General features: G+C 59.9%; 11 protein-coding genes. 7 read left to right on the top strand and 4 right to left on the bottom strand.

Going from position 1 to position 12,919, the window contains the following annotated elements; all coding sequences use genetic code 11:
* Positions 1 to 38 precede the first annotated feature (38 nt).
* Together ACQAYK_RS05640 and queF are read right to left on the bottom strand one after the other, a co-directional pair.
* The gene (locus ACQAYK_RS05640; protein WP_215873337.1) at positions 39 to 392 is read right to left on the bottom strand and encodes a winged helix-turn-helix domain-containing protein; all 354 of its coding nucleotides are present in this window, start codon (positions 390 to 392) and stop codon (positions 39 to 41) included.
* A gap of 412 nt (positions 393 to 804) precedes the next feature.
* Complete coding sequence (gene queF, locus ACQAYK_RS05645; RefSeq protein WP_215871411.1) at positions 805 to 1,230, bottom strand: preQ(1) synthase; 426 nt, start codon at positions 1,228 to 1,230, stop codon at positions 805 to 807.
* 55 nt (positions 1,231 to 1,285) lie between these two features.
* Here queF and smc point away from each other — a divergent pair, with 55 nt between their 5' ends.
* Positions 1,286 to 4,726 (top strand): chromosome segregation protein SMC, encoded by a 3,441-nt coding sequence (gene smc, locus ACQAYK_RS05650; protein WP_215871412.1) that lies wholly within the window; start codon positions 1,286 to 1,288, stop codon positions 4,724 to 4,726.
* On the opposite strand, the gene ACQAYK_RS05655 is transcribed toward smc, so the two are convergent.
* Both ACQAYK_RS05655 and ACQAYK_RS05660 read right to left on the bottom strand, forming a co-directional pair.
* Positions 4,719 to 5,408, bottom strand: coding sequence for a histidinol-phosphatase (locus tag ACQAYK_RS05655; protein ID WP_215871413.1), 690 nt, complete (start codon positions 5,406 to 5,408; stop codon positions 4,719 to 4,721). The genes smc and ACQAYK_RS05655 overlap by 8 nt on opposite strands.
* A gap of 39 nt (positions 5,409 to 5,447) precedes the next feature.
* Entirely contained in the window at positions 5,448 to 6,653 is a 1,206-nt protein-coding gene (locus tag ACQAYK_RS05660) for an MFS transporter (protein ID WP_215871414.1), read from the bottom strand.
* Positions 6,654 to 6,779: 126 nt separating this feature from the next.
* On the opposite strand from ACQAYK_RS05660, the gene xseB reads away from it, so the two are divergent.
* The 6 genes from xseB to ACQAYK_RS05690 all read left to right on the top strand — a co-directional run bounded on the left by xseB (position 6,780) and on the right by ACQAYK_RS05690 (position 12,918).
* Positions 6,780 to 7,043 carry an exodeoxyribonuclease VII small subunit gene (xseB, locus tag ACQAYK_RS05665; RefSeq protein WP_215871415.1) on the top strand — a complete coding sequence of 88 codons (264 nt, stop codon included), beginning with the start codon at positions 6,780 to 6,782 and terminating at the stop codon, positions 7,041 to 7,043.
* Between the two features lie 3 nt (positions 7,044 to 7,046).
* Complete coding sequence (locus ACQAYK_RS05670) at positions 7,047 to 7,952, top strand: polyprenyl synthetase family protein (protein WP_215871416.1); 906 nt, start codon at positions 7,047 to 7,049, stop codon at positions 7,950 to 7,952.
* Positions 7,949 to 9,817, top strand: a complete 1,869-nt coding sequence (dxs, locus tag ACQAYK_RS05675) for a 1-deoxy-D-xylulose-5-phosphate synthase (RefSeq protein ID WP_215871417.1) — start codon at positions 7,949 to 7,951, stop codon at positions 9,815 to 9,817. Before ACQAYK_RS05670 ends, dxs begins: the two co-directional genes overlap by 4 nt.
* Positions 9,818 to 9,883: 66 nt before the next feature.
* The gene (folE2, locus tag ACQAYK_RS05680) at positions 9,884 to 10,654 is read left to right on the top strand and encodes a GTP cyclohydrolase FolE2 (protein ID WP_226827147.1); all 771 of its coding nucleotides are present in this window, start codon (positions 9,884 to 9,886) and stop codon (positions 10,652 to 10,654) included.
* Positions 10,655 to 10,657: 3 nt separating this feature from the next.
* The gene (gene aroC, locus ACQAYK_RS05685; protein WP_215871419.1) at positions 10,658 to 11,755 is read left to right on the top strand and encodes a chorismate synthase; all 1,098 of its coding nucleotides are present in this window, start codon (positions 10,658 to 10,660) and stop codon (positions 11,753 to 11,755) included.
* Positions 11,749 to 12,918: an MFS transporter gene (locus ACQAYK_RS05690; RefSeq protein WP_215871420.1), complete on the top strand. Its 1,170-nt coding sequence runs from the start codon at positions 11,749 to 11,751 to the stop codon at positions 12,916 to 12,918. Before aroC ends, ACQAYK_RS05690 begins: the two co-directional genes overlap by 7 nt.
* Position 12,919: the final 1 nt, after the last annotated feature.

A 12,919-nucleotide genomic window follows, 5' to 3' on the forward strand; every position in this document is an offset into this window, starting at 1 on the left:
ACATACTAGTTCTCATGCAATGTGTCATTTCTTTTTCATCAAGTCCATCTATATCCGAAGCTTCGAACCGATTCAATCTTTTGCGAACAGTTCGCTTCTATCAGTTTTCGATTGACACGGAGGACATAGACTGCGAGAGCATTTTTGGTGCCCGCGGAATTCCGGAATAGCGCGCGCAAGAGGCTTTCATGGGAGACAGCGATTCCCTCCCGGGCTACAAGATAATCGATTAATAACCATTCCTTTGGAGAGAATGTGATCCTTTGTTCGCCCACAACCCCGAGAAGTGATGCCTGGTCCAGGCGCAAACGGTGATGGTTGTTCTCTTGCATTGCAATAAAGCTAGATCTACTGAGAGATGGGTTGGTATCACCAGTGCCGCGACTGAACATGGCTGTTTACTCCTAGTTCCTGATGTTTAGACATCATAACAGGAGTTTGTGACACTAGTGTGAATCTTCGATTACAATATTATTACAATATTATGACAACTAAAGTATGCGTTTATTGCTCGAAGGATGAGGGCGTCTTGGCTTGGCTAAATGATACTTATCCTAGCGTAAATTCCTATGCTAGCAACTAATAATTAGATAAGAATTAGGATAACGTATCTTCCGTGTTTCCACTGCGGAACAGATATATGAAGGGTTATCTCCACGTGATACTGGGGTCACGCCGATTATGTTCTGATTTTTCTATCTTCTCGGGCCGACTACACGTGGGCTGACCAAAAAATGCCTGGAATAGAGCCCTGTCATCAAACTCCTCGGGAACAAGGGCCGGTTTTTAACAATTGAGCAGGCTTCAATACCCCGGCTGATGCCGGGTCCACGGCGCCGGTCCCAACTGCATCAGCAGGGAAGGGTTGTCCCAGTCGGGTTGCCGATGCTCCACCAGCACATCGGTGCTGATGCCACCGCGCACATACCAACGTCCCAGCAGGCGCAGATAGCGGGGTTCCAGCAACTGCACCAGATCACTGGCGATGCGATTGCTGAGGGCTTCATGGAAGGCACCCTCGTTGCGGTAGCTCCACAGATACAGCTTGAGGGATTTCAACTCCACGTTGCGTTGGTCGGGAACGAAGTCGAGAAGAAAATGCGCGAAGTCCGGCTGGCCGGTCAGTGGGCAGAGGCAGGTGAACTCGGGTAGATCCATGTGCACCAGGTAATCGCGTTCCGGGCAAGGGTTGGGAAAGCTCTGTAAATCGCGGCTCGGTTGACTGGGCATCAAGTTCTCCTCAAGATAGTGCGTTCGGCCACTATCATAGCAAAAACCGGCGCCCATGCGTCTCTCCGCCATCCACCTACACGGATTCAAATCCTTCCGCAACGCCACCCGTATCGATGTGCAGCGCAACCCGCTGGTCATCGTCGGACCCAATGGCTGTGGCAAATCCAACATCATCGACGCCATTCGCTGGGTACTGGGCGAATCTTCCGCACGGCAACTGCGCGGTGGCGCCATGGCCGATGTCATCTCCAATGGCTCCACGAGCCGCGGGGCCGCGCAACAGGCCGTCGTCGAACTGCTTTTTGATAATTCCACCGGCAAAGCCCCCGCGCCGTGGACGGCCAGCGCGGAAATTCGCGTGCAACGGCGGCTTTCCCGCGATGGCGACAGCCAATACCGTATCAATGACGCCCGCTGTCGTCGCCGGGATGTTGGTGACCTCTTTCTGGGCACCGGTCTGGGTGCCAGCAGCTACGCCATCATCGAACAGGGAACCATCGGGCGCATCATCGAAAGTCGGCCCGAGGATCTCCGCGCCATGCTCGAAGAGGCGGGCGGAATCAGTCGCTACAAGGAGCGCCGCCGCGAAACGGAGCAGCGCATTGCCGAGACCCGCGAGCATTTGCAGCGCTTGCGCGACATTTACGGCGAAATGGAACAGCAGTATCAGCGGCTGACCCGCCAGGCCGAGCAGGCTCGCAAATTGCGGGAACTGCGCCAAGAAGAGCGGCGTTGGCAGTGGTGGGAACTGGTCCTGCACTTGGAGGCCGTTGCCGCGGAGCAGGCGCAGATGCAGGACGAGCTCGCCACAACTGCGGCCCTATTACAGGCTATGCAAGAAGAGGAACTGCGAGCGCATGTGGCTCTGGACGCCCGGCGTAACGAGCTGGCGCAGCAGGAAGAACAGCTGCGCGAAGCGCAGGCCGAGCAATATGCCGCACAGGCCGAGCAGACGATGGCCGAGCAGGACTGGCAACGTCTGCAGGAAGAAGGAAAACGTCTGCAGCGCAGGCAAAAGGAGGAGCGCGAACGGCACGCGCATATCGAGGAAGAGAAAGCACGACGAGTGCGTCAGTTGCAGGAGGCGCAGAGCCGCTTACAGGGCCTACAGGAGCGTGAGCGGGTCCGAAGCGCGGAAGAACAGCAGTTGCGCGTGGAGCGCGAGCGCCTGGATCGGGCAGTCCGCGATGCCGAACTTGCCCAGCAAGCCGTGCGCGACAAGTTGCAGGACTGGCGTCGTCAGGTGGAAGTACGGGAAGCGCAGTGGCGGGAATTGCAGCCGCGGATTGCGGAGATGGAGCAGCGTCGTGCTCGCCTGGGGAATCCCTCTGTCCCTGCTCCAGAGGAGTTGGCGACGCGTCAGGCGCGGGTGGATGAGGCCACTGGCGAACGGGAACGGGTCGAGGCAGCGCTTGCGGCAACGGAGCAGAACCTGGCACGACTCGCGACGACAATCGAGCAGTTTCAGGAGGAATGGCAAAAATTGCGTGATGAGCTGCAGCGCCGCCGCGCCCAACGGGATGCCCTGGAACGTTTGGCGCGGGGCCTGCAGAAGAAGGGACCGAGCGCTGCAGACCGGGCCCTCAGTGGCATATTAGCGGTAGATGCGGAATGGGAACGGGCTACCGAGTTGGTACTGGGCGAACGCCTGCACGCCATACTCAGCGAAACGGAGACCCTGCCATCCGGCTCGGGAAGCTGGTTATGGATTTCTCCGGTAAAGCCAGACGCATCTTTGCCAGAAGATGCCTTGTGGCATCGGCTGCGTCTCGACGAGCCCTGGAAAGAGGCGCTTTTGCCCTGGCTCTGGGGCCTGCGCTGTTGCCCCGATTTGCCCAGCGCCACGGCCCGTATCGCGGAGTTGCAAGTGGGCGAGCATTGGCTGACCCCCAACGGCGAATTGCTCTGTGCTACGGGTTTATGGCGTTTGGGGACAGAGGAGGACACGACCAGTTGGCTGCGCGTGCGCCGTGAGCTGGAAGAACTGAGCATACAGCTGCCGGATTTGGAGTGCCAGGCGACCCTGGCTGAAACCGTGCTGCGCAACTGCCGCGAGGAATTGACACAGGCGCGCGGCCAGGGGCAGAACCTGCGCCGGCAGGCGCAAGAGGCACAGACGAAACTGGCGCAAGCACGGGAAAAACTTGCCGAGTGGCAAAGCACTCTTGCGGCCGCGGAGCAGCGCGCAGCCGCCGAGCGTGAAGAATGTGAGCATCTGGATGTGGAGTTGCAACAACTCAGACAGCGCCATGCAGGATTGGATGAAGAGCTGCGGCGGGAGCGCACGCGGGCGTCCGGGCTACGTCAACAGGAAGAAGAGGCGCGGCGCGGCCTCGAAGATCGTCGGCGCGAGCAGCAAGAGCAGCGGCAGCGTTTTGCCCGAATGCGCGATGAGGGACAGCGCGCGGCGCTGGAGCAGCAGCGCCTGGAAAATGAACAACGGATGGCCGAGGAGCGCCTGCAAAGTCTGAGAGAGGAGGGCGAGCGCGCGACGCAGGCACTGGCCGATCTCGAAGGCGCTCAGGGGCGTTGGCGGGCAGATCTCCCTGGCGCCGAGGAACGCCGTAGCCTGCAAGTGGCCCGCCGTATTACTGCACAGCAGCGGCTGGCACAAATACAGGAAGCGGGCGAACAGCTACGGCAGCAGCTTCGCACTCTGGATCAGCAACGCCAGGCTGGACAGCAGCAGCAACGGCAGAGCGAAGTGCAACGGGCCAAACAGGAGGCCAAGCTTGCACATCTGGAGGAACGTCACCAGGAGCTCCTGCAGAAGGCGCAGGAACTGGCGGCGATTTTGGGCGAGAACCCCGGACCCATGCCCGCAAACAGCACCCCACAAACGGAGCTGCAGCGTCTGCAGGCAGCCATTGCCCGGCTCGGTAATGTCAACCTCGCCGCCGAGGAGGAGCTTACCGAGCTGCAGGAGCGTCAGGGCGATTTAGCTGCGCAGGTGGCAGATGTCGATCAAGCCCTGCTCAGCCTGGAGAGCGCCATGGCGGCCATGGACGCGGAAACCCTGGAGCGCTTTCAGCGTACGTTGGAGCAGGTGAATCGTGGGCTGCAGAAATATTTTGTCGAGCTCTTTGGCGGTGGTGTGGCGGCGCTGGCGGCTGGTGCCGGCGATCCGTTGGACGCTGGACTGGTCTTGCGGGCGCAGCCGCCGGGCAAGCGCAACAGCACCTTGCAGCAGCTCTCTGGCGGCGAAAAGGCTTTGACTGCCATTGCCCTGGTTTTTGCCATCTTTGCCCTCAATCCGGCGCCGTTCTGCATCCTCGATGAGGTCGATGCACCCCTCGATGACGCCAATATCGAGCGTTTTTGCCGATTATTGCGAGAGCTCGCAAAAGAAACCCAGTTTCTCCTGATCAGCCATCGGCAACTGACCCTGCAGGTTGCCGAGCAATTGGTCGGGGTGACAATGATCGAGCCCGGTATCTCCAGCATCGTGCCCGTGGATGTTGCCGCTTTGCTTGCCGAGGACGGGGTTACGTGACCGGATGACAGGACCCGTGCAGGCTGAGGACCGGCCAGCCCCGCTCCTGCGCGGTAGCCAACAGGATCTTGTCCGGATCGACGGCGACGGGATTTCCCACCAACTCGAGTAGTGGCAGATCATTGTGGGAGTCGCTGTAAAAATACGCCGTGGATAGACTGTCTTCCCAGGGTAGGCCCCGGGCGCCCAGCCACTGGCGCAGACGCTCCACCTTGCCTTCCTGAAAGCACGGGATGCCGTAACTGCGCCCGGTAAACTCGCCGTTGTCATCGCATTCCGCCTCGGTCGCCAGCAAGGTCGGAACGCCCAGCTCCACCGCAATGGGCGCAGTCACGAAACGATTCGTCGCGGTAATGATCAACAGGGTATCGCCAGCGTCGGCATGTTTGCGCACCAGGGCGCGAGAGGCATCCGTAATCATGGGCAAGACCCGCTCTTGCATGTACTGGCAGTGCCACGCATCCAACTGACGTCGTGGGTGCGCTGCCATGGGTGCCAACACAAAGCGGAGGAAATCGCCCATGTCGAGCTCGCCATTCATATAGTCGCGATAATAGCGATCGTTGGCGCGCCGCAATTCCTCACCATCGACGATGCCCAGGGTGCTCAAAAACTCCAGCCAGGCGTGATCAGAGTCCCCGGCGAGCAGGGTATTGTCGAGATCGAAAATGGCCAGAGCCATGGATTCCTCACGTCAATTGCAAAAGCCCGGCGGAGTATATCAGGCTTCTGGACGATGCGGCAGGAAAGCGGCCAGAATACCCAGCAGCGGCAGGAACGAACAGATCTGATACACGGTATCGATACCCCAGATATCCGCCAGTTGCCCGAGAACCGCTGCGCCAATACCACCCAGACCAAAGGCCAACCCGAAGAATAGACCAGAGATCGTTCCCACCTTTCCCGGGACCAGTTCCTGGGCATAGACGACAATGGCCGGAAAGGCAGAAGCAAGGAGGAAGCCAATCACCACCGTCAGCAGGGCACTCAGCGTCAGACCCACATACGGTAGTGCGAGGGTAAAGGGGGCAATGCCCAGCAGTGATACCCAGATCACCCGCTTGCGGCCAACGCGGTCCCCGATCGGGCCGCCGAGCAGGGTGCCCGCCGCCACCGCCGCCAAAAAAATGAAAAGATGCAACTGCGCCTCGCGCACAGGAATGGCGAAGCGGTGCATGAGATAGAAGATCAGGTAGCTGCTGATGCTGGTCAGATAGATAAATTTGGAAAACATCAAGGCTACCAGGATGACCATGCTTCGTCGTACCAGCGCCTTGGGTAAAGGCACTCCCGCGGCTTGCTGTGCCTTCTTCGGCTGGCGGTGTTGCTGCTGATACCAACGTCCAACAAAAGTCAGAATGACAATGGCTGCCAGGGCGAAAAGAGAAAACCACGACAGGCTCTCTTGCCCGTTGGGCATCACGAGGAAGGCCGCGAGCAACGGACCCGCAGCCGTGCCCACATTCCCACCCACCTGAAAGATCGACTGCGCGAGGCCAAAGCGTCCACCTGAGGCCATGCGGGCAACGCGCGAGGATTCCGGGTGAAATACCGAGGAACCAAGGCCTACCAGGGCCGCAGCCAGAAGCAGAACCAGGTAATTCGGTGCGATGGATAACAACAATAGCCCGGCAAAGGTCGAGACCATGCCCAAGGGCAAGGACCACGGCAGCGGGTGACGATCGGTGTACCGTCCCACCAGCGGCTGAATGATCGATGCGGTTAACTGATAGGCCAGGGTAATGAGCCCGATCTGCGCAAAACTCAAATGAAAATTGCTGCGAAACAGGGGGTAGACCGCCAGCATCAGCGACTGAATACTGTCATTCAGAAAATGAGACACACTGATGGCGCCCAGGATATCGAAGCGCGTGCCCCCCTGTGGTTGCCGACGGACTGCGGATTCCTGGCGAATGATGCTGGACATGCTGGCCTCAGAGAAAAGGAAAGGCGTAGTCTACGAGGGGGGGGAGCATACCGTCCAGTAGGTATTTGCTTGTTGAGCCCCCTGGCGGCTTGCCCCGGGACCGGGGGCTGGTGTTTAATTGTGGTCATGACTGACGTTAAAAATCCCTCCCAGCCAGATCAAGATCACGCCCCGCAGGAAATTTTTTCCGACACCCTGCAATCGTTAGAGAAGGTGGTCGATAAGATGGAAAGCGGCCAGTTGAGTCTGGAAGAGTCCGTTGCCCTATTTCAACAGGGCATGGATCTAGCGCAGAGGGCAGAAAAGCAACTACGCGAGGCGCGCCAAAAAGTGGAAATCCTCCTCGGTTCTGAGGTGGCTCCCATGGTCAGCGATGCCGAAGAGGACTGAAACGTGAATCATGCCCCAGAATCTTTTGCGGCCTTCCGCGAACGGATCGTAGCGCGCAGCGAAGAAAAGCTGGAGAGCTTCCTTCCACCGGATCATGCCTTCCCCGCGCGCCTGCATGAGGCGATGCGCTACAGTGTGCTCGGCGGTGGCAAGCGCGTGCGCCCGCTGCTCGTCTACGCTACGGGTGCAGCCCTCGGTGTGCACGAATCTCTGCTCGACCGGCCAGCGGCGGCGTTGGAAATGATTCATGCCTATTCTTTGGTGCATGACGATCTTCCGGCCATGGACAATGACGACCTGCGCCGCGGGCGTCCAACCTGCCACAAGGCCTACGACGAGGCGACCGCGATTCTGGTGGGCGATGCCTTGCTGACCCACGCCTTTCGCGTGCTCGCCGAACCTTTCGGGGTCAGTCCTACGCAGCAGCTGCGGATGGTGGTAACCCTCGCGCAGGCGGCGGGCTCCCACGGTATGGTGGGCGGGCAGGCGGTGGATCTCGCGGCAGTGGGCCACGAGTTGGCGCAACCGGCGCTCGAACAGATGCACCTGCTGAAAACCGGCATGCTGATCCGCTGTGCCATTCAGCTTGGGCTGGCGGCCAGTGGCGTCGCCGAAGAATCCCGCCAGGGATCTGCACTGATTCGTTATGCCGATCGGGTGGGGCTGGCGTTTCAGGTGCAGGACGACATCCTCGATGAAATCGGCGACATCGAGCAGACTGGTAAGGCCAAGCAGGGCGCCGATCGCGAGCGGCAAAAGCCGGGCTTTGTCTCCTTGCTGGGCCTGAAACAGGCGCAGGGCTATGCACGTAGTCTGCTCGACGAGGCGCTCGGCGAGCTGGAGACCTGGGGCAAAGAAGCCGATCATTTGCGTGCCCTGGCCCGCCTGATTGTCGAGCGCAACCGATGAATCCTCTATTGCAAAAAATTCCTGGTCCCGACACCTTGCGGGGGATGTCCCGCAGCGAACTCAAGCAGGTCGCCAAACATCTGCGCCAGTTTCTTATCGAAACCCTCAGTCAGACAGGTGGTCATCTGTCCTCCGGGTTGGGGACGGTGGAGCTATCGGTTGCCCTGCACGCCGTTTTCCATACGCCGGAGGATCGTCTGATCTGGGACGTCGGGCATCAGGCCTATCCTCACAAGGTGTTGACTGGGCGTGGCGCACAATTTCCGACCCTGCGCCAAAAAGATGGCCTATCGGGATTTCTCAAGCGCGAGGAAAGCCCGTATGACGCCTTCGGCGCTGGGCATTCCAGTACCTCGATCAGTGCGGGCTTGGGGATGGCGGTAGGCTCTGCCCTCGATAATACCCACCGGCAGGTAGTGGCGATCATTGGCGACGGCGCCATGACTGCCGGCCTAGCCTACGAGGCGTTGAACAACGGCGGTGTCCTCGATGCCGATCTGTTGGTTGTGCTCAACGACAATGAGATGTCGATTTCCCCCAATGTGGGGGCGGTTTCCCAATACCTCACCCGGCTCCTCTCCAATCCGGTATACAACACCGTGCGCGAGGGTGCCGGGCAGGCCTTGAGTCTGCTGCCGCCCTTGCGCGAGCTGGCAAAAAAGGCAGAAGAAGGCGTCAAAGGTCTGGTCTCCCCGGGGCTGCTTTTCGAGGAAATGGGCTTCAACTATTACGGACCCATCGATGGTCACGATCTCGATACCTTGATTCCGACCCTGGAAAATCTGCGCAAGATCCGCGGTCCGCGCCTGCTGCACGTCATCACCAAGAAGGGCAAAGGCTACGCGCCGGCAGAGAAGGATCCGTGCACCTATCACGGTGTGACGCCGTTTGATCGCGACAGTGGTGCCATGCGCAAATCGTCTACGGTCAGTTACACCAAGATTTTTGGTGACTGGCTCTGCGACAAGGCAGGCAAAGAAAGCAAGCTGGTTGCCATAACCCCCGCCATGCGCGAGGGTTCCGGTCTGGTGCGCTACGAACAGCTCTATCCCGAGCGCTACTTCGACGTGGGGATTGCCGAGCAACATGCGGTGACCTTTGCCGGGGGCCTGGCTTGCGAGGGCTTTCATCCCGTCGTGGCCATCTATTCGACCTTTCTGCAGCGGGCCTATGATCAGCTATTGCACGACGTGGCGATTCAAAACCTGCCGGTCCTCTTTGCCGTTGACCGTGCCGGTTTGGTCGGCGCTGACGGTGCCACGCATCAGGGTGCTTTCGATCTGGCCTACGCGCGCTGCATTCCCAATCTGGTCATTATGGCCCCCAAAGACGCCCAGGAAATGCGCGAGATGCTCAACACCGGCTACGCCTATCCCGGTCCCGCCATTGTCCGCTATCCGCGTGGCGCCGCAGCGGGTGGGATCGGCGACGCAGACTTGCAGCGTCAGATCCCCATCGGCAAGGCGGAAATCCTGCGCGAGGGCAAACGCCTGGCGATCCTTGCCTTTGGCACCCGTGCCGAAGCTGCTTTGCAAGCAGGACGGGAGCTGGATGCCACGGTGGTCAATATGCGCTTCGTCAAACCGCTGGATCATGCCCTGCTTGACCGTCTTGCCGTCGATCATGAAGCCTTCCTGACGGTGGAGGAGGGGGTGCGCATGGGCGGTGCCGGCAGCGCAGTGGCCGAATACCTGCTCGACCAGGGGCAGCGGCCACTACTGAAGATTCTTGGCTTGCCCGATCAGTTCATCGAACACGGAGAGGCTTCTTTGTGGCTTGCGGAGCTGGGTCTGGACGCCGATGGAATTCGTCGCGCTGGCGAGGAACTGCTTGCCCGCCTTGCTGGTAACGGCTGCGGCGCGTAATATCTGACTAAATCAGTCAAGCATTCGACGAGGTTCAACGTAGTGAGAGATTGCGCTGCAGAAACGTTGGAAGATGTACAGGGGCGCGCCGACCCGCGTGCCATCCCCATTCAGCGAGTTGGTGTCAAGGCCGTTCGCCATCCCCTGCGCATCGCGGACCGTGCAGGCCATCAACAACAGGTTGCTGCATATTGCAACATGTATGTCGGCTTGCCAGCACATCTGAAAGGCACCCATATGTCGCGCTTCCTGCAGATCTTGCAAGAGCAAGAGGAAGCCCTGCGAGTCGATAATTTCGATCGGCTACTCGTGCAGACCCAGGAGCGTCTGGAAGCCGAGAGCGCCCGCATTGAACTGCAATTCCCCTACTTCGTGCGGAAAAAAGCGCCAGTCTCCGGAGTGGAGAGCTATCTCGACTACGAAGTGGAGTGGAGTGGCGAAATCACGGGCGACGAGATCCGCTCGCAACTTCTGGTGCATGTGCCGGTGACCAGCCTCTGTCCCTGCTCCAAGAGCATTTCCGAATATGGCGCACACAATCAGCGCTCGCGGGTCAGCGTACAGGTCGAGGCGCGGAGCCCGCTGTGGATCGAGGATCTGATCGATCTGGTGGAAAGCGAGGCCTCTTCGCAGCTCTACGGCGTTCTCAAGCGGCCTGACGAGAAGTACGTTACGGAATATGCCTACGATCACCCCAAGTTCGTCGAGGATATGGTGCGCGATGTCGCCCTGCGTTTGCAGCAGGACTCGCGGGTCCGACGCTATTCGGTGGCCTCGGAAAACTTCGAGTCGATCCACAATCACTCTGCCTATGCCTTCATCGAGGGGGAGAACTGATCCGTGGCGGGCAGCAGCATTGGCGAGCTGTTTCGCGTTAGCACCTTTGGCGAGAGTCATGGCCCGGCCATTGGCGCCGTCGTCGATGGCTGTCCGCCTGGCTTGGCCCTCACGGAAGCCGATATCCAAGTTGAACTCGACAGGCGTCGGCCTGGGCAGTCACGCCACACCACGCAACGCCAGGAGGCGGATCAGGTCGAAATCCTTTCCGGTGTTTTTGCAGGCGTCACGACCGGTACGCCGATTGGCTTGCTGATACGGAACACCGATCAACGGTCGCAGGACTACAGCAAGATCAAGGATCGCTTTCGTCCTGGGCACGCCGACTATACCTATCTACAAAAATTTGGTCTGCGCGACTACCGTGGTGGGGGGCGTTCTTCGGCGCGGGAGACCGCCACCCGCGTGGCCGCCGGCGCCATTGCCCGCAAATACCTACGCGAACGTCTGGGCACCGAGATCCGCGCCTGGCTGGCGCAGATGGGGCCCATTCATGCGGCCCAGTTCGACGACGCACAGATCGATCAGAACCCCTTTTTCTGTCCCGACGCGCAGGCGGCCCTGCGCATGGCAGAATATCTCGATGACTTGCGCAAGGCCGGAGACTCCATTGGCGCGCGCGTCGACGTGCAGGTCACGGGGATGCCCGTGGGCCTCGGTGAGCCGGTCTTTGATCGCCTGGAGGCGGATGTCGCCAAGGCCCTGATGAGCATCAATGCGGTGAAGGCAGTGGCGATTGGTGACGGTTTTGCCGTGGTTGAACAACGCGGCAGCGAGCACGGCGACGCGCTGACCCCTGCGGGCTTTGCCAGCAATCATGCCGGTGGGGTTCTTGGCGGCATCTCCAGCGGTCAGGATCTGCGTGCCTCGGTCGCCATCAAACCAACCTCCAGCATTCGCATCCCCCGGCCCAGTATCAACCTGCAGGGTGAGGAAATCGAGATTGTCACCACTGGCCGTCATGATCCCTGCGTAGGCATTCGTGCTGTGCCCATCGTCGAGGCGATGCTGGCCATCACCCTGATGGATCATTATCTGCGTCATCGAGCACAAAATGCGGATGTCACGCCACCGGTAGCCCCCATCCCCAGACAATGCTGAAGGCGCGGCACGAGGGGCAGGCCCTCGTCGCGTTCTATTTTTTCTATTTTTGCGCCCTTGGCGCCTTCATGCCCTACTGGGGGCCGTGGCTGCGTAGTGTGGGCCAGGATGCCCTGGCAATCGGTCTCCTCACTGCGGCAGTACAATTCAGCAAGGTGCTCGCCCCCAATGTCTGGGGCTGGCTCCTGCACCATACGTCGATGCGCTGGTTGATTCGCGGCGGCGGCTTGGCTGCTGCCCTGAGTTTTCTGTTGCTGTTCTGGGCGAAGGGCTACTTTTGGGCTCTGCTCCTGATCACCCTGCTGTTTTCTTTCTTCTGGGCGGCCACCCTACCCCTGGTAGACAACATCAGTATGGCGTGGGCGGAGCGGCAGGGGCGCCGCTATGGCCGTATCCGCCTCTGGGGGTCCATCGGTTTTATCGTTCTGTCCCTTGGCATGGGGATCCTGGTGAGTCATTGGGGGCTGCGTAGTTTCTTGCCTGGCATCGCCGGCTTTTTATTCCTGACCTGGTGGGTCAGTCGTTTCCTGCCCTTTGCCAGCGATCCACAGGGCACGACAGCGCAGAAACTGCCGGCTTTTTTGCCGGAGCTGCGTGATTTCCGTCTGTGGTTCTTTCTCGCCGCCGGCATGCTGGAGCAGGCCAGTCATGGGGTCTATTACGCCTTTTATTCCATCTACGTGGAGGCCCATGGCTACAACAGCAGCACCGTCGGTCTGCTCTGGGCCCTTGCAGTGGTCGCCGAGGTACTGTTCTTTTGGTTTGGCGACCGCATCCTGCACCGTTGGGGGACGATGACGGTATTTGTCAGTGCCTTTTTGCTCACCGCTCTGCGTTGGGTAGTGATCGCCCTGTGGCCAGGCTTCGTCTGGATCGTTCTGGTGCAGACACTGCACGCGGCCAGTTATGCCGCGTTTCATCTAGCTGCCATTCACTGGGTCTTTGCGCGCTTCCCGCGGGCCCTGCGCGCGCGTGGCATGGCCCTCTACGCCAGCCTGGTATACGGGTTGGGAGGCGGCATCGGTGCCTTGGCGGCGGGTTGGGCCTGGTCGCAGATTGGTGGCAGCGCTACCTTTCTTGCTGCCGGCATCCTCGCTGCCCTGGCGACACTCTTGTTGCTGGGCATGTTTCGTCCCCGATCCGCCCTTGAAAAGTGGGTCTGAA

Source organism: Acidithiobacillus sp. AC3 (genome assembly GCF_050261095.1).
Lineage (GTDB): Bacteria > Pseudomonadota > Gammaproteobacteria > Acidithiobacillales > Acidithiobacillaceae > Igneacidithiobacillus > Igneacidithiobacillus copahuensis.